The sequence below is a fragment of the Leptospira saintgironsiae genome, from assembly GCF_002811765.1.
GTDB classification, from domain to species: Bacteria; Spirochaetota; Leptospiria; order Leptospirales; family Leptospiraceae; genus Leptospira_B; species Leptospira_B saintgironsiae.
Window position 1 is genome coordinate 139,770 of sequence record NZ_NPDR01000003.1, and the last position, 20,658, is coordinate 160,427.

Consider the following 20,658-nt stretch of genomic DNA (forward strand, 5'->3'; position numbering starts at 1 on the left):
CGTATCCCATCCTGACCATTGACTTAAGAAAGAAATTTACTTATCCTTCTTCTTTCCTGAAACCCGGAAAGAATTACGCCCAAAGGAGAAGGTAACGTGGAGAACCAGAAAGAGGATCATCTCGCTAGTTTACGATTTTTAGGAGGAGTTGGGACTGTTACCGGTTCTAAATATCTTATAAAAGCATTCGGTAAAACAATCCTGATCGATTGTGGACTTTTCCAAGGAGAGAAAAAATTAAGACTTCTAAACTGGGACTCTGACCAATTTTTTCCAGCGGAAATTGATCATATTCTTCTTACTCATGGACATTTGGATCATTGCGGATATTTGCCGAGAGTAGTCAAAAAAGGATTTAGAGGAAAAATATTAGGTACAAAACCTACATTAGACGTATCTAATGTAGTTCTAAAGGATAGCGCAAAACTACAAGAAGAAGATGCCGAACTTGCAAATTCAGGGGGATATTCTAAACATAAACCCGCTTTTCCTTTGTATGATAGTGATGATGCAGAAAAGACGATTAAGCTATTTCAAGCGGTAGAGATTGGAGAATGGGTGGACCTGGAACAAAGTATTAAATTTCGTTTCAGGTATAATGGCCATATTCTGGGAGCAAGCTTCATTGAATTGAAGATCGGAAATAAGACGCTTATTTTTTCAGGAGATATAGGTAGAGATGATGATCCTCTTTTGTTTCCTCCTGAAAAGCCTGAAGAAGGAGATTTTATTCTAATAGAATCCACTTATGGAAATCGTATTCACAGAGGAAATCCGATCAAACGTTTGGCCCAGTTGATCCATGAATTTTCCACTTCTAAAGGAACTATTGTAATTCCATGTTTTGCTGTAGAGAGAATTCAAGCGGTCATGTATCTGATCTGGAAACTCATGAAAGATGGTGAGATTCCAAATATTCCGGTCTATATGGATTCTCCTATGGGATCTAAAGTTTTAGATTTATTTAATATTTATGGAAGTGAATGGCATAAACTAAAAGAAGATGAGTTAGCCGAACTCAAAGAAGATATATTCTGCATCACTGACTCTTCCGAGACCAAAAAAATCGCGAACAAAAGAGGTCCTAAAATTGTGATCGCTGGGAGCGGAATGGCTACAGGCGGCAGGGTGCTTTCTTATTTGGAACATTCTTTAGGAGATCCTAACTCTTTAGTTTTATTTGTAGGTTACCAAGCAAAAGAAACAAGAGGTAATAAACTACTAAGAGGTGATACAGAGATCAAGATCCGAGGTAAATATCATGAAGTTAGATGTGATGTTCAGAATATAGACGGACTATCCGCCCATGCCGACCAAACTGAACTTATAAATTGGTTATCCAAGATCAAAACCCCGCCAAAGGAAGTTTTCATAGTGCATGGAGAAGAAGACGCAAGTAGGACTTTGGGAAATCGGATCCGCAAGGAATACGCCTGGGAAACAAGGATCCCGGTAATGGGAGAAGTTTTTGAATTCGAGGTATAATCCTTGGGTTGGTGCTTGGAATTTTCACCCTGGAAATCCGCAGGAAACCACCTCAATCGGTAGGATCTCCCACCGGCCCTTGACCTTTGCTTTATTCTCACGTATGGTAAATACATCGAGATATAAAAGGGACGTAAAACATGACCAGCGCAGTAAAAATCGAAACTGAAACAAACCGAGTTTTACCAAGAGAGATTTTTCAAAAAGAAAATCTTCTCCACCACCATGAACTTAATTTTACCCGTAGGAAAATTTCCAAAGGAGAGATCTTATTCTCTCAAGGAGAGCAGGCCAACGGATTTTATATAGTCGAGACCGGTTCCATCAGATCTTATAGAACTTCAGGTTCCGGAGAAAAACAACATACATTCAGAATTTATCATCCAGGCAACTGGGTTGGGATCAGGGATGCGGCAATCGGAGGAAATTATCTTCACCATGCAGTTGCGCTTGTTGAATCAACAGTTCTATTCGTAGAAGAAGAAGAACTCCGCAGACTTTTAAACTCAGATTCTGAATTCCAAAATTCAGTATTCAGACAAGTTACTATTGAAGCGGTAGAATCTGAAAATAAGATTTATTCTTTAGGAACTCGTCAGGTTCACGCAAAACTTTCAGAATTTTTACTACAATTATCAGAATCCCAAGACTCGGAGGAAGATCTTCCATTCACTCGTGAGATCATGGCATCCATGATTGGGGTGACTACAGAGACCTTGGTACGTGCCTTAGCTGATTTTAAAAGCAGAGGTTGGGTGGAAATAGACAAAAGAAAAATAGTGATCAAAAATGAAGAGGCTCTTCTTCGTTTGCTGGATTAAACATCCGAACCATTTCTAAATCGAAAATTAAAGTTTTATAAAATGGTCCGGTATGATTTTCAAACCACTCTCGACTTTCAAATAAATCGGGTCCAACTAAAAGGAGAACTTTTTATTCCAAGCCAGGCTGCGTTTTTAGCAGTCCTGGTTTTGGATGAGAAGGATGATAAATTTGCGGATCGGTTTTCTAAGATGAGAAACTTTCTAAATGAAAGGGGAGTGGCCACTCTTTTTTTGAAAGGTTTATTAACCCAAGAGGAAAGGGAGATTCACGCAAATCGTTCTGATACAAACCTTTTGTCCGATCGTCTTTCCGAGATCACTAAACAGATCAAAAATTTGGAAGGAGCGGACTCTTTAAAAATTTCTTATATAGGTTCTTCTGTAATTGCTGGCAGAATGTTTCGTGCCGCTGGAAGTTCGGATTCTTCTGTGGAAAGCCTGATACTGATAGGCAATGGCCTTCAGGAATATAGCGGTAAGTTTTTGAATGTTTCTTTATTGAATATCTTAGGAGAACTTGATTTTACTGGAAGAATAGTGAATCGTTCTGCTCTTTCTAAGATAGAGAGCTCTATTAAAAAAGTATATTTTGTGCCTGGGTCCCCCAGTCATTTTGAAGATAATACCAAATGGTTTATGGTATCAGAAGCGATTCAAAGATGGTATTTATTCCCTGAGAAAAGATCCAGAGAATTTTCTGAATTTTAAGATTTAATGATGGTGGTGGTGATGCCCACCTTCTTCCATTTTTTCCCCAGACCCGGAATGATTATGAGTATGATTCATTCTGAATAACATTAAAGAAATGGAAAGAAGAATGATCGCAAAACCTGCGAGTTTGAGTTTATCCTTTCCAAATTTTGCTAAGATCATTCTAAATCCCAAGCCAAATCCGAATAGTAAAGGGAAGGTCCCTAAAAAGAAGAAGAACATGCTGAGTGCTCCAAATGCAGGAGAGCCTGTTGCAAATGCCATCACGAATGCAGGATATAAGATCCCGCAAGGTAGAAATCCGGTCAGCATCCCAAATGTAAAGCCGATCGCTAAACGAGAGCCTAGACTTTTATTTACTCTAGATTTTAGAAGTTTAGATCCAATGGTAGAAAATACCTTGGAGAAAAATCTATTCTGGGTCCAATCTTTTTGGAATAAAATAGAAACCCCGAAAAGTAAAATGAAGGTCGCTCCGAACCACGCTGCAAATTCCTGAGCAGGAAGTAATAGTGAAAGGCTTTGATTTGTGACCTTTCCTAAAAATCCAAAACCTAAACCGATGGAAGTATAAGACACAAGTCTTCCAAGGTTATACAATATTTGTAATAGAACAGGATTTATCTTTTTGTCAGAAGGGGATAGTGTAAGATTTAAACTTCCAGCTAAAGGGCCGCACATTCCTAAACAATGGAAAGAACCTGTTAGGCCGTTTAAAAAAGATCCGAATAATATCGTAGATATTAGTTCCATAATAAATTCCTAATTTTATTTTTCCTGTTTGTCTTCTTCGAATAACATTCTGTATTTCGGGCCTTCTATGTCCTCGTATTGCCCTGACTTAAAATTGAGTAAGAATACGTAGAATGCGCCGAAGGAGATCATGAGTGCAATCGGAATTGTCAGATACAAAGCGTTCATATATATACCCTATGTTTTAAGGAAATTGAATTTAAGACTACCGTTAGAGAGCTTAATGTCATAAAGCCGGCACAGATTACTGGAAGCATCAATCCGCTTGCTGCTAATGGGATCATTATGGAATTATAAACTAAAGAGAGGCAGATGTTTTGTAGAATTACATTTCTTGTTTTTCTTGCGATCAAAACCGATTTAGGAAGAGAATCAAGTTTGTCTTTTACGAGTATAATATCGGATTTATCCAAAGAAAGATCTGAACCCATTCCCATAGAAATTCCTAGATCTGCTTGAGCGATACATGCAGAATCGTTAATCCCATCTCCTACCATGAGAACAATTTCTCCAGAAGATTGTGCGTCGATGATCCTTCCTTTCTTTTGGATAGGCGTTAGATTTGCTCTATAATTTTGTATTCCTAATTCCTTAGAAAGTGGTTCCACATTGGAGGGAATGTCTCCGGATAATATCTCCATATTAGGAAAAAATGATTTTAGTTCTTGAATAGAGCCTTTTGCTTCTGCTCTGGCCTTATCTTTAAATTCCCAGGCAACTAATGGAATGCCATTTTCGGAAAGATGGACCCATCCGTCATTTTCTGGTTTATTTTCCCAGGCAAAACTTTTCTTACCTATTCTGTAGATCTTATCTTGAAATTTCGCCTCCATTCCTTCTCCGGGTATTTCTTTGTAGGAGTTCCAATCAGAGATGTAGCCTGCAGAATTATCTGTAATTTCGTCTTTAGATATATCCTCTAAAAACTTAGGGGTATCTGCCGCGAATGCTTCTATAATAGATTTTGCAATTGGGTGAGAAGAATTGGATTCTAATCTGATTGCGATCTCTCTGAACTTAAAAGGATCTTCTTCTAATGTAAAATATTTCTCTGCGTTTAATTCTAATTTGCCTGTGGTCAAGGTTCCAGTTTTATCAAAGAAGATACGATTTGCTTTTGCTAAAATTTCTACCGATTCTGGATTTTTGACAAGTACACCTTCTCTGGATTGGAGTAGATGACTGATGACGAGTGCTGCAGGAACACTTAGGCCCAATGCACAAGGGCAGGCTACGATCAATACGCTGATCGTATTTAAAATGGCATCTTCCGTAGAATGGAAATTAAACCAGTAGGTAAATGTTCCGATCGCAACGAATAGGACCACTTTAATAAAGACAGCAGCAAGCTTATCCGTGCTTCTTTGGATTTTCGGCTTTGTTAATAAAGAATCTTCTAATATTCGGCCAATCTGCGCAAGAGAACTCTCGTTTGCATTTCCTTTTGCTTTGAATTTTATATCCGTGGAAAGTGAAACTGAACCTGCTTTGATCTCTGCTCCGGATGATTTTCTGATTGGTTTACTTTCTCCAGTCAAAACGGATTCGTCAAAAAATGCAGTCTCAGATTCTAAGATACCATCGACTGGTGCCTTACTTCCCAAGGATAATCTGACCAAATCTCCTCTTTCGATGGAAGAAGCAGAATGTTTGGACCATACTCCTTTTTTGGAAACTTCGTATTCTTCAGGGAGAAGAGAGAGTAATTCTCCTATTTTAGCTCCAGCTTTATAACGGATCATTGCCTCGAAATATTTTCCAAGTAAAATGAAGAAGTAGATTGTGCAGACTGAGTCGAAGTAAACTTCTCCCTTGCCGGAAATTGTTACATAGATACTATAGAAATAGGCGAGACTTACTCCTGCGAATAATAATGTATCCATTCCAAGAAGTTTTCTTTTCCAGGATTCGTAGGCTCCTTTCCAGAAGGGATAACCTGAATAAAAATAAACTGGGGTAGCAAATATCCAAGAAATATAATGGAATAAATTTTTAATATTGAATTCCATTCCTTCGAAATAACCTGCGTACAGACTTGCCGAGAATAACATGATATTCCCCCAGCAAAAGCCCGCTACTATCATCCGAATGCTGAGTTCTCGAAATGGTTTTTCTACCTTTGATTCTGCTTTTAGAGGGGAATATAGTTTGGCCTTATACCCCAAACTCTCGATTGTTTTGATAATCTTTCCAAGTGTGATCTTGGAAAGATCGAATCCTACTTTGAGTCTTCCTGTTCCGAAATTGATCCTTGCTTCTTGGACACCTTCCGTTTTTGTAAGAACAGTTTCAATTAGCCATACACATGCGGAACAATGTAAATTAGTAACAGTGATATATATATTAGAGTCCTGGCCATTCTTCTTTTCCAAATATTCCGAATATACGGACTCATTATCTAATTCTTCCAGAGAATTTTTTTGGACTTCTCTATCGATCGGTTCTAAGGATTGGGTTCCTCTGATCTGATAAAATTGGTCCAGTCCGTTTGCAAGTAATAGATGGGAGATCTCTGCACACCCATTACAACAATATTCTCTTTCTGATCCTTGTTCTGTTCTGCGTATAGATACCCCGTCAATTTCAGTATTACAATGAAAACATAATGTTTTGTTTTCTAATACTTTCAATGGATTACCTTAACCGACACGGCTTTTTCTAAGGTCCCTTCCGGAATTTTTGCTGATACTGAAACTCTCCATTCTCCTGGAAATGGAATAGAAAGTACTCCTTGGTATTTTCCTGGAGTTGTTTCTTTTAAAGTGATTGTCTCGTTAAACTTTTCAGTAGCTGTTTTGTCCAATTGGACTTGGACCTGAGCACCTTTGATCTTTTCTTGTCCATGTTTGAATTCCAACTGTAGTTCTTGTTTTCCCGATTGGAGAAGTTTTGGATTTTGGATCCAATCTGCTTGGAATCCGAAACCGTTCTCTATCATTTTTCTTTGAGAAAGAATGGACTGTTCGTATTTGAGCCCTTTTTCGTAATAATTGGAATCGATTGCTGGAGTATGTCCTGCTAATGCAAGTTTTACGGTGAAAAATGTGGCAACAAACAATGCTAAAAATGCGAACTTAATCACCCAAAATGCTCTTTTTAAACTAACGTCCATGGACTATCCTCTCATCATTTGGTAATTTCCATCCGGATATGGATACCGGAAGTAGGAATGGGATTGTTTCCGATTTGGAATATTCAAAATCCTGAATGTCTATCACTTTTAGCTTGATATCATGACTTCTTCTTTTGACATCTTGTTCTGCTATTTTAAGCTCTATAAATAGTCTGTATCTTTCTTCTGAATTTCCTTTTAGTTCTACTGTAGCTTCTTCTGTTCCACCAACGAGAATTCTTCTTTCTCCCTGAAGATCAGAGTTTTCTATTTCGAATTTTAGTGTTCTGTCTTTAGAGGTCAGATTTTGCATTTGGACTTCGTAGAAGTTTCTAACGATTCCATCTTGGACTAACATAGGTTGAATATTTCTATCTGGAAGAACTGATAGATAGAGTGGAATCCTATTAGATAATAAGACACCGATAGAGGAAAGTGTAAGTATTAAGAAAAATGCATAAATAATTGTTCTTGGGCGGATCCAACGAATAGGAGATCCTTTTTCGGAGATCTGGTTCTCTGACCAATATCCAATCAGCGATTTTTTATCTTCCTTAGCCATTTGTTTTGTGCATGCGTCTGAACATTTTCCGCAAGCGATACACCAAGGATTTGCTCCGTCCCTGATATCTATCCCTGTAGGACATACTACAAGACACATATTACAAGCAGTGCAGTCTCCGATCTTAGTTTGCCCTTTTCTTCTAGGTTCTCCTCTGGAGTAATCATAAGTAATATTGACCGAATGATTGTCCATCATCACTGTTTGGAAACGTGCATAAGGACATGCATATTTGCAGAATTGTTCTCGTATGAATGCTATATCTGCATACATCGCAAACGTAAAGAATCCCAGAAATAAAGACCAAGTAGGGAAATCTAAATTAGGATTTTTGAAATATGAGAGCATTTGGTATGGATCTATAAAATATGAGATCCATGCGAAAGATGCGGCAAAGCTGACAAAGATCCAAGCTATATGAGTTAAAACTACTAATGAACGGTTTGCGTCTTGTTTTCCATATTTGGAATTTTGGATCCTTCTTCCTATCCAATCGAAAATATCAGAATAGATGGTTTGAGGACAGGCCCATCCGCACCAAACTCTACCGATTAAAGTAGTAAAGAAGAAAAGGCAAAGTCCTGCAGCGATCAGGAATAAATGAAGGAAGTATCCTTCTTGTGGAATGAAAATATGACCGAATAGAAAAAACTTTCTATCCGGTATATCCAATCGGATAATTTGAAATCCGTCCCAGTGGATCCAAGGCGTTATAAAAAAGAGAAGAACCAAGAATACCTGGACGTAATTTCTTGCGGTCCTTATCTTTCCCTGCATTGGTCTTGAAATGATCATTGCCCCTCCTTATGATCCTCTGAGACGGTTGAATTTATTTGGAAGATTTAAGCTCCGGATTTTTCGACGCCAGCCATGCTAACACCTGATAAACTTTTTCTGAACCTAATGAGTTCTCATGTGCAGGCATTGGTCCTCTGCCTAACTTAGTTCTTTCTACAGAAATTCCCTTCATTACGGTTGCATAAAGTTCTAGATCTGTATTTCCGTGTAACCATTCTTTATCCATAAGGTTTGGGCCTACTAAACCTTCTCCCGTCGGACCATGGCAAGCTACACAATAGGTTTGGAATGTTTTCTGTCCTGCGTTGATCGCGTCTTGGTTCCCTCTGAAAGGATTAGATCCATCAGTGGACTCGACTGCAACGTTACGATTCGGAAATTCTTTTTCATATTCTTGGATCTGGGCCGCGTAATACTCGCTTGTCCCCCAATCCGAAAATACGTGGAAGTATACCGCGTAAATTCCAGCAAAAACTATACACCCTAAGAACACCCATTTCCACCATTCAGGAAGCGGATTGTCTGCCTGTCTGATCCCATCGAATTCCTTGTTTGGGTCGCTCATATTAATCCTCCTCCAGCATTCTGAATTTAGGTTTTTCCATTCTTTCCTTTCTGGAACTTCTATATACGTATAAGATAATCGTAAATATGGAAAGCACCAGGATTGGAAGCCTTAATGATTTATAAATTTGTAATGTATCAAGATCCATATTATACCTTACTGTAAACTTTTGGACAATTCGGCAGTATCTCTTCCTAATTTCAGCAGATAAGCGATCAATGCATCTCCCGCTGTTTTACCTGCGAGTAGTGTAGAAGCAGAAGCAATATCTTCTTCCGTATAAGGAACTCCAATCTTTTGGAGTCCTCTCATATGATCTGCGATCTTAGAAGCATCGACGATAGAAGATTCTTCGAATAACCAAGGATAAGCAGGCATGATAGAACCTTTTGCAGTATCTCTAGGATTGATCAAATGTGTCTTATGCCATTCTGCAGAAGATTGTATCTGAGATTCGTGAGCCAGATCTGGTCCAGTTCTTTTGGATCCCCATAAGAACGGGTGATCGTAAACATATTCTCCTGCCTTGGAGTATCCGTCTTTTCCGTAAGAATGCTGAGGATCGAAACGATCTACTTCCCATTTGAAAGGACGAATCATCTGAGTATGACAGTTATTACATCCTTCCTTTTGATAAACGTCTCTTCCTGCTAATTCTAAAGCGTTATACGGTTTTACATTCTGTATAGGTTCCGCAGTTTTCGTGAGAAAGAATGGAGGAACCAATTCGAATAATCCTCCGATCAAAATTGCAACCGTGGTGTATAAGGTGAATTTAACTCCATGTTTTTCCCACTGATCTGTAAAACCGGAGAACCAATCCAATAATTTGTCGAACCAACTCATACAGTTTTCCCCTCTTTTAATCCGATTCTTGGATCGATTTCTTTAAATCCGGATCCTGCGTTTTGGATTGTGCGGACAACGTTATAGATCATTAGAACAACTCCTGATAAATAGAGTGCTCCTCCTATTCCTCTAAACAATCTGTAAGGTTTTAAGGTTTCGGTGATCTGAACCCAGTTCGGGAATTTTAAAGATCCTGTTTCGTCTATCGCTCTCCACATGGATCCTTCGCTGATTCCGGATACCCACATAGACACGATATACAATAAGATACCTAGTGTAGCGATCCAGAAGTGAGTGTTCGCCAATCTTTCAGAGAACAGATTTGTATCCCATAATCTTGGAACTAAGTAGTAGATTGCAGCGAATGACATCATTCCTACCCAACCTAAGGTTCCGCCATGCACGTGACCAATGATCCAATCTGTATTATGACCTAAGCCACTCACTGCTCTAATTGATAGAAGAGGACCTTCGAATGTGGACATACCATAGAAGGTGAGTCCAACGAGTAACATCTTCAAGGTTGCATCTGTTTTGATCTTTTCTTTGGCTTGTGTGAGAGTTAAAAACCCGTTTAACATTCCTCCCCAAGAAGGCATCCATAACATGATACTAAATACCATACCTGTGGTCTGTAACCAATCAGGAAGCGGAGAATAGAGTAGATGGTGAGGACCTGCCCAGATATATAGGAAGATCAAACTCCAGAAGTGAATGATGGAGAGTCTATGACTATAGATAGGTTGTTTGATATGTTTAGGAAGATAATAATACATCATTCCTAAGAACGGAGTGGTGAGAACGAATGCCACCGCGTTATGACCATACCACCATTGGATATTAGCGTCATACACTCCGGAATAAACTGAGTAGGATTTGATCCAACTTACTGGAATAGAAAGGTTATTTACTATAAATAAGATAGGGATCGTGACCCAAGAAGCGATATAAAACCAGATCGCAGCATAAAGTTGTTTTTCTTGGCGAGTAAAGATGGTCCCGAAATAATTGATCAAGAACACCACAAACCAAACCACGATCAAAAGATCCAATGGCCATTCCAACTCGGCATATTCTTTGGATTGATTTAAGCCCAAAGGAAGAGTGATTGCAGCGGCTACAATCGATAGGTTGTATAAGAATAAATGTAGATTAGAGAGTTTATCACTCCAAATTCTTACTCTACAAAGTCTTTGTACCGTGTGATAGCCTGTTGCAAATACGATACTCAATGCAAATCCGAAAATTGCAGCATTCGTATGTAAGGGTCTAAGCCTACCAAAAGTGAAGTATGGTCCGAAATTTAATTCGGGATACACCATTTGGAAGGCGATCCATACTCCTACAAGCATGGAAGCCAGACCCCAGACCAGTCCCGATATCAAAAATCCTTTGACGATCGTATCATTATATTTTTGTTCTGAAGAACTCATTCTTGATCTCTCCGGTTTTTCCGTGAAGGATAATTCCACATTTAGATTGGAATGTCGAAACGCAAGGAATCCGACTTCTTCTTCCCTCAAAACGGTCTTGATAATTGTCAATTGGATAAAGGTGAGTTAAATGCTTTCGATGATAAATTAGTACTTAATGAAATTTTAATATACTGATAGAGTTGAGGAGACTTTCGATTTTGAGAATTAAAATCCTTTGAACCTTTCGAATGCTTCTCTTTCCAGAGATTCTCTGTGATTTGGATGAGCAATCTGTGTAAGAAGTCTGGCTCTTTGTTTTAGATTTTTGCCATAAAGATCTGCAATTCCGTATTCAGTGATTACATAATGAACATTCGCTCTAGTCGTTGTTACACTTGCACCGGGTTGTAGGATTGGAACAATTCTTGATTTTCCATGAGATGTAACGGAAGGAAGAGCAATGATTGGTTTTCCTCCTTCTGAAAGAGAAGCTCCTCGGATAAAATCCATCTGTCCTCCTACACCTGAATATTGCCTTGTTCCTATAGAATCCGCACACACTTGGCCTGTAAGGTCCACTTCGATCGCGGAATTGATCGCAGTTACTTTAGGATTTTTACGGATATTTGCAGTATCGTTTATATAACCAATATCTAAGAATACTACTTCTGGATTATCATCTACAAAATCGTACAGCGTTCTCGTTCCCATTACGAAACCTGTTACGATTTTTCCAGGATGGATTTTTTTGTTTTTACCTGTGATAATTCCTTTTTCTACCAAAGGAATTACACCATCAGAAAACATTTCAGTATGGATCCCAAGATCTTTATGATTTTTTAAACAAGATAGAACTGCATCAGGAATAGCTCCGATTCCCATTTGAAGAGTGGCTCCGTCTTCTACAAGACCTGCGATATATTCTCCAATCTTAGCTTCTACTTTGTCCGGTTCTGTATGTTTGGCTTCTAATAATGGAATATTACCTTCTACTAATTTATGGATCTTGTTTATATGAATGATTCCGTCTCCATGTGTCCTCGGCATAAAACGATTCACCTGAGCAATTACAATATTTGCAGAATCTACAGCTGCCTTGCTTGTATCTACTGAAACTCCCAAGGAACAAAATCCATGTTTGTCTGGAGGAGAAACTGAAATGAGAGCTACATCTAACGGAAGTATCTTTTTTCTGAATAAAGAAGGGCATTCGCTTAAAAAAATCGGAAGATAATCAGCTCTTCCTTCTTTCACCGCTTCTCTCATGTTCGCGCCTACAAAAAGAGCGTTTGTATGAAACGAAGACTCCATTCCTTTTTGTGCATATGGAACTTCTCCTTCCGTATGGATATGCACCATATCAACATTTTGTAATTCGGAAGCTCTATCGCTCAATGCTTCAATTAGAAGTTTTGGGGCGGCATATACACTGTGGATGAAAACTTTTTGGTCGTTTTTGATCTCTGAAACCGCTTCTTTCGGGGAAACAAAATGTAAATCCATATCGGAATAATTTTCAGATTTTTACTGAGTAGAAGTCAAGGGACAAAATTCGGGAGAATGTATTGATATTTCTTAGGGTTTGCCTTTTAAACGATTATAAGAAGAAGGTCCGCTGGATCCAAATGATCCCTAGAATAAGGGAGAATTTTGCGCCTTCTATTTCTTTGCCGAATGCTTATTTGGAATATTAAAAAGGTTTATAAATCTGGAATGGTCTGAAGAATAAGTGTAGATGGTTTCCATTTTCTCTCAAAAATTTCAGGGAGTTTTACTGATCTCAATCCTAATTTTCAGTATGGGTTGTGTGTCTGAATCTTCTAAGAAAAAACCAAGAGTAGAAAACGGGATATTAGACTTAAGCAAAGATTGGAATTTCGAAAAGGAAGAACCTCTAAGTATAGAAGGTGATTGGGCATTTTACTGGTCCCAATTATTTTCAGAGATAAAAAATCCTTTAAAGATAGATCTAGATCCCTCTAAAAAATCAAAAGAGCAAATCAAATTTGGCGATGTTCCGAATGTTTGGAATGAATACAAGGATCAAAAGTATCCAGGTTTCGGATATGCAACTTACAAGATACTCGTTCGTTTAAAAAAAACGGAAACGGATATGGCAATCAAGATGTTGGAGGCCTCGACATCTTATACAGTTTATGTAAATGAAAAAAAAGTGATCTCCAGCGGCGAAGTTGGAAAAACTCCAGAGACAAGCAAACCTTTGTACAGGCCTGGAGTCAGCGAAACATTTGATTTAGGAACAGAGAACGAAATCGCGATAGAGATTTCCAATTTTTCGCATTTTAAGGGAGGTCCTTGGGCAAAGATCTTTATCGGAAAAAGAAAAGATCTGGTTATGATACGCCAAGATAATGTTAGATTGGATCTGTTTGTAGGCGGAGGGCTTTTTGTTTTAGGTCTTTATCACCTAAGCTTATTTGCATTCTTAAGAAGAGAAACTTCTACACTATATTATGGAATTCTAACGATCTGTTCTACCATTCGTATTTTGATCACTGGGGAAAGAATATTATATTCTATTTTTCCTCATTTCGATTTTGAATGGGGATATAGATTGGAATTAATATCCAGCTTCTTGATCGCCATATTCTTTCCAATGTTTATCCAAACCTTATATCCGGATGAGATAAACAAAAAGGTTATTCGATTTTTAATTAGTATTGTTATAGGGCTTTCTTTCATCGTACTGTTTTTTCCCTTGGTCATTTATTCCAAGACAGTTTCTGTCTTTGGGATTATAGTTTCCATTGCTTGCGTTTACCTAGTATACGTTTTTTGGAAAGCAATGCGAAATAAGAAGTTAGGAGCTGAAGTAGGCTTATTCTTCTTTCTTCTTTTTTTTGCAGTAGTAACAAATGATATACTATATGCAAATATGATAATAAATACTGCATATTTTTCCTCTTATGGGATAGCATCTTTTTTTGTGGCACAGGCGTTTATGGTCTCTCAAAGATTTACAAGCGCTTATAAACTTTCAGAAAAATTAGCGTATGATCTAAAAGATTCCAACCAAAGATTGATCTCTTTGGATAAACTCAAAGATGAATTTTTGGCTAATACTTCTCATGAGTTGAGAACTCCTTTGCAAGGGATCATTGGTATTGCTGATTCCTTAAAAAGGGGGGTGGGTGGCCCATTATCTCAATCTGTGGAAAGACAGTTAGGAATGATTGTTACAAGTGGTCAACGGCTTTCTAGTTTAGTAAATGATATTATAGATTTTTCTAAATTAAAGCATAAGGATTTAAATCTAAATTTAAGAGCAGTGGACTTATACCAGGCGGTAAATTTCACTCTGGAGTTAAATAGGATTTCTACTGACCAAACTAAGATCAGATTGGTAAATGCGATCTTACCTGAATTTCCTGATTTACTCGCAGACGAAAATAGACTCCAACAAATCCTACAGAATTTAGTAAGTAATGCGATCAAATTTACTGAGAAGGGAGAGATCGTAGTTAGTGCTAAGATCAAAGCACTTGGGATCGCAGAGATCAGTGTAAAAGATACTGGGATCGGAATAGATCCAGCAGAACACCAGAAGGTATTCGAATTTTTTGAACAGGTAGATAGAGGAGATTCTAAAAATAGTTCAGGTGCAGGCCTTGGGCTTTCTATCAGCAGGGCATTGGTTGTATTACACGGAGGAGAAATTGGAGTCGATTCCAGCCCAGGTTTAGGATCTCGTTTTTATTTTACGATCCCATTTGTTTCCGGAAAAATCCCAAGATCCGAAGGAAAAGAATTAAAAAACTATAAAGAAGGAAATCATCCAGGTTCTACTGTAACTTTTCAGGATGAGCCTTCAGACTCGGAAAAGAATGCTCGAATCTTGGTAGTAGACGACGAACCTGTGAACTTACAGGTAATACAAAACTATCTTTCTTTACGAAATATTTCCTCAGTCACTGCAAAAAGTGGAATGGAAGCCTTGGAAATATTACAAAAAGATAAGGCATTCGATGTTGTTATTTTAGATGTTATGATGCCTAAGATGTCCGGTTTAGACACCGCCAGAGAGATCCGTAAAACACTTAGCACATTGGAGCTTCCCATTCTAATGTTGACTGCTAAAAATCAAGACAAGGATCTGATGGCGGCTTTGAATAATGGAGCAAATGACTATCTGCTTAAACCTTTTGATTTCGAAGAATTGATCTTAAGGATCAATAATTTGCTCGCTCTTGCAGATGGTCATAAAAGCCGTTTGAACCAGGAGAATGAGAAAAGGGAAGCTGTAAATAATGTAAGGCAAAGGATCAATATTGACTTACATGATCACCTGGGTGGAAAACTCACAGATCTAAAATTTTTATCAGAAGAATTACTCTCCCAAAACCAAGAAGATAAACCAATCTTCAAAAAGATCAACGATGCAGTGAATCAATCTATTCATATTCTAAGAGAACAAATGTTGAAGATAGAAGATCTTGGATTACTATCCGAAAATTTTATCACAGGGATCAATTTAGTTTTACTTAGAAGATATTCGGATGTAGAAAGAGATTTAGAATTCGAATGCCAAGATGAATTGCTTAAATTTTTTGAAGAAGAAAGAAATGAGACTTCTACAATAGAACTTTACAGTATTGTAAATGAGATCACGAATAATGATCTGAAATATGGGCAGGGTGTGGCCAAATGGAATTTCTATTTGGAGAATGGAGATCTGATTACAGAAATGAATGTAGAGTCTTCTTACCATCTAAAAAAACATAAAACCGGAAGAGGTACAGAGAATCTGATCTATAGGATCTCCGGCCTGGGTGGAAAAGTGGAAATGTCCCTAGTCGAAAACATATATAAAATAAAAATAAATATCCCGATCGGAAATTTTTCCGTAAAATAAATAAGGTGTGAATACGATCATGAAAAGTTCAGATATCAAAGTAGGAATCGTAGAAAACGACGAAAGTTTTAAGAATCAAATCTTAAAAACTTTGGAATCTATTCCTGAGATTGGAGGAGTATTTCATTGGGAATCTGCGGAATCCTTCTGGGAAGACGAGAAAGGAAAATCCTTAGATATAATTTTTCTGGATATCATGTTGTCTGGAATGAATGGAGTAGAACTTGCTGGAAAAATTTCTGCAAGAGATCCGGAAATATCCAAAATTATGCTCTCTAATATGAATTCGGACGAACTAATTTATGAATCCTTAAAGAATGGTGCCATAGGTTATATCCTGAAATCGGAACTAAAAGATATTGCAGATGTAGTTGATACAGTTCTAAAAGGTGGTGCGATCATTACTCCTACAATCGCATTCCGTGTTTTAAATAGTTTTAAACAAAAGGATTATTCTGGAGAATTTAAACTGACTCCAAAAGAAAAACAGATCCTAGATGAGATGGTAAAAGGAAAAACCATCGGAAGAGTTGCAGAATTTTTAAAAGTAAGTAAATATACAGTCCAGCACCATGTGAAGAATATATACAAAAAACTAAATGTTCATAATAGAGCTGAATTGGTAAGAAAGGCGAGTGATATAGGATTATTGCCTTAAAGGATAATCAGATGAGTTGGGATTTGGGGCGTTTTTCGTCCTTTCCCCATTCATTCCAAGAACCGTCATAGACTGGAATATTCTCTATTCCTAAAATTCCAAGAGCTGTAATTACAACAGTCGCAGAAACTCCTCCATTGCAATAACAGATGATTTTTTCTGGAGGAGAATCTGTATCTACTCCAACATTCTTAAAGGAAACTTTTAACTCTTCTTTAGAGAGAAATTTACCAGTTTCTGGATTCGTTAGACTTGTATGCGGCACATTGATCGCACCCGGAATAAAACCTTTTGCAAATACTTCAGGACGTCTACCATCTAATAAAAGAGTATCCGAAGATCTGAATTCCACTTCGTCTGCATTTCTTTTTAGTTCAGGGTTGGGAATAGCGATAAAATCTTTTTTTTCGTATGTATGAATAATAGAATCAACGGGTTTTCCTTCTTTGACCCAACCTGTAAAACCTCCATCCAGGATCCTTCCATCTGTATGTCCGTAATATCTTAGAGCCCAGGCTAGACGACTGGAGAACATTCTATTATGATCATCGTAAGCAACCACGATAGTATCATTAGAAATCCCTAATGTAGACATCAATTCTGAAAATTTTTCAGGAGGTGCTATATTTACTGGAATCGGATCATTAAGATCTACTATATCCTTTGTCCAATCTATAAAAACTGCACCTGGAATATGGCTTTTATCGTAAAGTTCCGGTTCAGCATGGTATCTTGGTTCAGTATGTTCTACTCTTCCGCGTATATCTACAATCCTGATATTAGGATCATCTAAATGCGCAAAAAGCCAATCTGAACTAACAATCATAAAGAATCCAATTTAGGTTTTAAGACCCTTTTCCCCCAAAGTCCTACTGTTGTAGGAGTAGTAGTCTCAGAACTTCGTATTCCTTCCACTTCTCTAGGAAGATGCATGGAACGGTAGATATCAGTATAACCTTCTGCGGCAGCCTTTGTCACCCCTTTAGTAACTAAATCTTCATAAAAGTTTTCCAGACTTATATAATTATATTTTAATGTAGATCCGACGGCGCTACTTAAACTTTTCACAGCGGCCTCAAATGTCAGGTCTTCTCCTCCGTGTAAAACGTGGATCTTCTTACCTTTCCAATTCTTATTTAAAAGATAATCTGCTGCGACATCTGCAATATCCGAAGTGGCAATGAATGCGACTTCTCTATCCGGAGGAATAGGGAAGGTAATTGTTCCTTTAGATTTCAGTTCAGAAATCTGAGGAAGAAGATTTTCCAAAAAGAAGCCGGGACGAAGATGAACCACATTTGCATCTGTTTCGTTCAGATATTCTTCGACATGTACAATTCCATCTGCTACTCCAGCTTCTACTACTTCTGGAATAATCGTGGAAATATTTACTACGAATGGTATTTTATTCTTTCGGACTGCATTAGAAACACTTTTTCCATAGAGACGATACCATCCGTGAACATCCTCTGCTTTTTTATTACCTGGATTTAACCAGTACAGTGCTTCTGTTCCTTTGGTGGCTTCTAAGATAAAGTTCTCATCTTCTAATGCTCCTTGTTGGATGATCACTCTTTCTCTAATTATTGGATCCAATTTCTGAGGACTTCTGGTTAGTACAGTTACATCTTTGCCTGACTCCAAAAGTTTTGGTAGAAGAAATTTTCCTATATTTCCTGTAGGAACTGCGACAGTGATACTCATGCGGAAATATTACTTAGTTCGTCTAGAAATGCCACGGCGAAACTTCCAGTGCCTGATGATCTTTCTGCTGCCCTGGAACCTGCAATCGCAAAAATAGCAGATGCAGAAACTGCAGCACGTAATGGATCTTTTTGAACACCTAAGAAGGAAGCAATCAATGCTCCTAAGGAACATCCAACTCCTGTGACCTTGGTCATTAAGATATGACCTCCTGGAACTGCGATGGTCTCTTTTCCGTCAGTGATATAATCTACTTCTCCGCTAATTGCAATTACTGCACCTGTGCTGATTGCCAATTCTTTTGCAAGAGGTACTGCATCAGAAGAAGCTGCAGTAGAATCTACACCTTTTCCTCCGCCTACTGCACCAGCAAGAGCCAAGATCTCTGAAGCATTTCCTCTGATCACGGTTGGTTTGTGCTGTAAAAGATCTTTTGCGATTTCGGTCCTGTATCTAAGAGCTCCTACTGCAACTGGATCTAAAACCCAAGGTGTTCTAGCTTTTTGCGCAGCGATCGCAGCGGCTTTAATTGCCTTTGCATCAAAACTATTTATAGTTCCTACATTGATAAGTACTCCGCCTGCAATTCCCGCAAAATCAGAAACTTCTTCTTCCGCTATGACCATAGCAGGAGAAGCTCCTGCAGCCAGAAGAACATTCGCTGTCCAGTTTGTGACTACAATATTAGTAAGCACATGAGTTAGAGGTGCATGTTTACGGACTTCGGCTAGGTCTGAGACCACGTCGGGAGAAGGCCAGGTTTTTTGTGTTAAAGAAGCGGTTGTCATATTTTATTCTCCTAATATAATAAAAACTTAAAATTATTTCTATCTATTCTTTTAATAGGCTTAGCGCCAGAAGTTGGGGAAGATCTCCTTGTCCACCTTCTACTACTTTTACCAATTTAAAACCAGCAGAGAGGAAAGTATTGATCACATCCGATACGGGTCTATGCCAGGCTCCCACTTTACTTCTTACCGTTCCTTTCAAAAGATTGGGTTCTACGAATTGGGATTTATTATAACCCGGTTTTTGAATAATTTCACCTTGAGAAAGAGGTTCTGAATAAGCTCCGTAAAAGCAAGGATGAACCCCGATATCTATGTATCTTCCTCCAGATGATAAAACTCTGAAAATTTCTTTGGCGGATCTTTCCAAATTTTCCCAATCCGTAGTTGTAAAAGTGCTATAGGCGAGTTGGATAGAATTATCCGAGATAGGAAGTTCTGCTGAATCACCCAAAACTACAGGAAGTCTTTTGGCTGCGATCCTCAATTGGTCTTGGGAAAGATCCACACCGATAGGTTCATATCCCAATTCTTTGGTGATATCTGCAGCAAGCCCAGTGCCACATCCAATATCCAACGCGATCCCTTCTCCTTTGCCTAATAATGACCGTAAAATAGAATACGCTGAGTTAGCTAAGTCCCCTCGATCGTTTTGGTCCTGCATTACGGAATCATACCATTCTGCCAAACCTTCATAACGTGCTTCTGTGCCGGCATCAACACTTTGAATGGCGTTTTGTTTGGTTAAATGGAAGAAGCCATTTTGAAAAGGGTAGTCCAAACCAAGTCGAGGGTTATGGGCCACTCGTTTTTCTTGATTCCAGACCAAATTTCCCTTATCTGAAGGGTCCGCTAATATATTTTGCAGTATATCCAACATATTGAATTATATCATAATATAACAGAAGATGCTTGGAAAGGAGAATGAGTCAAACTTTTTTTATGATTTTGTATGAAGAAAGAAGAAGGCTGAAAGGAGCCAAACCTAGTCGAAAGGAATCAGGCTTAGTGTATCTTAATTAAGCACGCATAACGTTATGCTTTTGTGACACGTTATGATATTCTGTATTGTGATGAATAACGGATCCATTACTCAAGAGACTATGACCTTTGGTCGGCAACTCAACATTTAACTTAATATTTTTTGCAAATTTTTTTGAAATGGTAAGACATAGTGTAGGGATTTTTTATAAGATACGTCTATTTTTATAACTACTTTTATCTAGTTTCATTAGGGAGGAATAATGAAAGGAAGGATTGCCGGCATCAATGAGAAGTCGAACAAAATGATCATACTCACAGAGAACGGATATACATTCGGAATTGGTAATGTAGAATACATGCAATTGGATCATGTTATCACTGGTGAATTGAGAAGTAGTGGGACAGAGATCTTAACCAATATTACTTCTGGCGACGATTTCGTTTTAGATATAGAAGCGTACGATTGTTCTAAAGAGATCGCGCTTACACTATTGAACGCGGAATAATTTTCCGAATATTTATATTTTTTAATAATAACAAATGATGTATAAAATCCGAAGCCGGGTTTAGCCGACTT

Annotated in this window: 20 protein-coding genes; 6 read left to right on the forward strand and 14 right to left on the reverse strand. The window is 38.1% G+C overall.

From position 1 onward, the window contains the following. The first annotated feature begins 96 nt into the window (after window positions 1–96). The 3 genes from CH362_RS08240 (at window position 97) to CH362_RS08250 (ending at window position 3,017) form a co-directional block, all read left to right on the forward strand. Complete coding sequence (locus tag CH362_RS08240) at window positions 97–1,485, forward strand: MBL fold metallo-hydrolase RNA specificity domain-containing protein (protein ID WP_100709889.1); 1,389 nt, start codon at window positions 97–99, stop codon at window positions 1,483–1,485. Between the two features lie 140 nt (window positions 1,486–1,625). Then, complete coding sequence (locus CH362_RS08245) at window positions 1,626–2,306, forward strand: Crp/Fnr family transcriptional regulator (RefSeq protein WP_100709890.1); 681 nt, start codon at window positions 1,626–1,628, stop codon at window positions 2,304–2,306. Between the two features lie 42 nt (window positions 2,307–2,348). After that, complete coding sequence (locus CH362_RS08250) at window positions 2,349–3,017, forward strand: dienelactone hydrolase (protein WP_100709891.1); 669 nt, start codon at window positions 2,349–2,351, stop codon at window positions 3,015–3,017. A gap of 3 nt (window positions 3,018–3,020) precedes the next feature. On the opposite strand, the gene CH362_RS08255 is transcribed toward CH362_RS08250, so the two are convergent. The 10 genes from CH362_RS08255 to CH362_RS08300 form a co-directional block, all read right to left on the reverse strand. Next, complete coding sequence (locus CH362_RS08255) at window positions 3,021–3,773, reverse strand: sulfite exporter TauE/SafE family protein (protein ID WP_100709892.1); 753 nt, start codon at window positions 3,771–3,773, stop codon at window positions 3,021–3,023. Window positions 3,774–3,788: 15 nt separating this feature from the next. Beyond that, window positions 3,789–3,941 carry a cbb3-type cytochrome oxidase assembly protein CcoS gene (gene ccoS, locus CH362_RS08260; RefSeq protein WP_100709893.1) on the reverse strand — a complete coding sequence of 51 codons (153 nt, stop codon included), beginning with the start codon at window positions 3,939–3,941 and terminating at the stop codon, window positions 3,789–3,791. Next, window positions 3,938–6,403 (reverse strand): heavy metal translocating P-type ATPase, encoded by a 2,466-nt coding sequence (locus tag CH362_RS08265; protein ID WP_100709894.1) that lies wholly within the window; start codon window positions 6,401–6,403, stop codon window positions 3,938–3,940. Before CH362_RS08265 ends, ccoS begins: the two co-directional genes overlap by 4 nt. After that, the gene (locus CH362_RS08270; RefSeq protein ID WP_100709895.1) at window positions 6,400–6,885 is read right to left on the reverse strand and encodes a FixH family protein; all 486 of its coding nucleotides are present in this window, start codon (window positions 6,883–6,885) and stop codon (window positions 6,400–6,402) included. The genes CH362_RS08265 and CH362_RS08270 overlap by 4 nt, the downstream gene beginning before the upstream one ends. After that, entirely contained in the window at window positions 6,875–8,242 is a 1,368-nt protein-coding gene (ccoG, locus tag CH362_RS08275; RefSeq protein ID WP_100709896.1) for a cytochrome c oxidase accessory protein CcoG, read from the reverse strand. Before ccoG ends, CH362_RS08270 begins: the two co-directional genes overlap by 11 nt. 34 nt (window positions 8,243–8,276) lie before the next feature. After that, the gene (locus tag CH362_RS08280; protein WP_100709897.1) at window positions 8,277–8,810 is read right to left on the reverse strand and encodes a cbb3-type cytochrome c oxidase N-terminal domain-containing protein; all 534 of its coding nucleotides are present in this window, start codon (window positions 8,808–8,810) and stop codon (window positions 8,277–8,279) included. Window position 8,811: 1 nt separating this feature from the next. Continuing rightward, the gene (locus CH362_RS08285; protein WP_020768294.1) at window positions 8,812–8,958 is read right to left on the reverse strand and encodes a cbb3-type cytochrome c oxidase subunit 3; all 147 of its coding nucleotides are present in this window, start codon (window positions 8,956–8,958) and stop codon (window positions 8,812–8,814) included. A gap of 8 nt (window positions 8,959–8,966) precedes the next feature. Then, on the reverse strand, window positions 8,967–9,656 hold the full coding sequence (gene ccoO, locus CH362_RS08290) for a cytochrome-c oxidase, cbb3-type subunit II (RefSeq protein WP_100709898.1): 690 nt from the start codon (window positions 9,654–9,656) through the stop codon (window positions 8,967–8,969). Continuing rightward, a complete protein-coding gene (ccoN, locus tag CH362_RS08295) occupies window positions 9,653–11,092 on the reverse strand; it encodes a cytochrome-c oxidase, cbb3-type subunit I (RefSeq protein ID WP_100710236.1) in 1,440 nt (479 codons plus the stop codon). Before ccoN ends, ccoO begins: the two co-directional genes overlap by 4 nt. 207 nt (window positions 11,093–11,299) lie before the next feature. After that, the gene (locus tag CH362_RS08300) at window positions 11,300–12,577 is read right to left on the reverse strand and encodes an acetyl-CoA hydrolase/transferase family protein (protein WP_100709899.1); all 1,278 of its coding nucleotides are present in this window, start codon (window positions 12,575–12,577) and stop codon (window positions 11,300–11,302) included. A 232-nt stretch (window positions 12,578–12,809) separates the two neighbouring features. Here CH362_RS08300 and CH362_RS08305 point away from each other — a divergent pair, with 232 nt between their 5' ends. Both CH362_RS08305 and CH362_RS08310 read left to right on the forward strand, forming a co-directional pair. Continuing rightward, on the forward strand, window positions 12,810–15,947 hold the full coding sequence (locus CH362_RS08305; RefSeq protein ID WP_100709900.1) for a response regulator: 3,138 nt from the start codon (window positions 12,810–12,812) through the stop codon (window positions 15,945–15,947). Between the two features lie 19 nt (window positions 15,948–15,966). Beyond that, the gene (locus CH362_RS08310) at window positions 15,967–16,605 is read left to right on the forward strand and encodes a LuxR C-terminal-related transcriptional regulator (RefSeq protein ID WP_100710237.1); all 639 of its coding nucleotides are present in this window, start codon (window positions 15,967–15,969) and stop codon (window positions 16,603–16,605) included. A 7-nt stretch (window positions 16,606–16,612) separates the two neighbouring features. On the opposite strand, the gene CH362_RS08315 is transcribed toward CH362_RS08310, so the two are convergent. Genes CH362_RS08315 through CH362_RS08330 form a run of 4 tightly spaced genes read right to left on the reverse strand, consistent with a single transcriptional unit; the run spans window position 16,613 to window position 19,902 of the window. Continuing rightward, window positions 16,613–17,431, reverse strand: coding sequence for a sulfurtransferase (locus CH362_RS08315; protein WP_100709901.1), 819 nt, complete (start codon window positions 17,429–17,431; stop codon window positions 16,613–16,615). Next, window positions 17,428–18,309, reverse strand: coding sequence for an NmrA family NAD(P)-binding protein (locus CH362_RS08320; protein ID WP_100709902.1), 882 nt, complete (start codon window positions 18,307–18,309; stop codon window positions 17,428–17,430). Before CH362_RS08320 ends, CH362_RS08315 begins: the two co-directional genes overlap by 4 nt. Continuing rightward, window positions 18,306–19,097, reverse strand: a complete 792-nt coding sequence (thiM, locus tag CH362_RS08325; RefSeq protein ID WP_100709903.1) for a hydroxyethylthiazole kinase — start codon at window positions 19,095–19,097, stop codon at window positions 18,306–18,308. Before thiM ends, CH362_RS08320 begins: the two co-directional genes overlap by 4 nt. Before the next feature lie 43 nt (window positions 19,098–19,140). Further along, window positions 19,141–19,902 (reverse strand): class I SAM-dependent methyltransferase, encoded by a 762-nt coding sequence (locus CH362_RS08330; protein WP_244280528.1) that lies wholly within the window; start codon window positions 19,900–19,902, stop codon window positions 19,141–19,143. Window positions 19,903–20,341: 439 nt separating this feature from the next. Between CH362_RS08330 and CH362_RS08335 the strand changes: the two genes are divergently transcribed. After that, window positions 20,342–20,587 (forward strand): hypothetical protein, encoded by a 246-nt coding sequence (locus CH362_RS08335; RefSeq protein WP_100709905.1) that lies wholly within the window; start codon window positions 20,342–20,344, stop codon window positions 20,585–20,587. The last annotated feature ends 71 nt before the right edge of the window (window positions 20,588–20,658 follow it).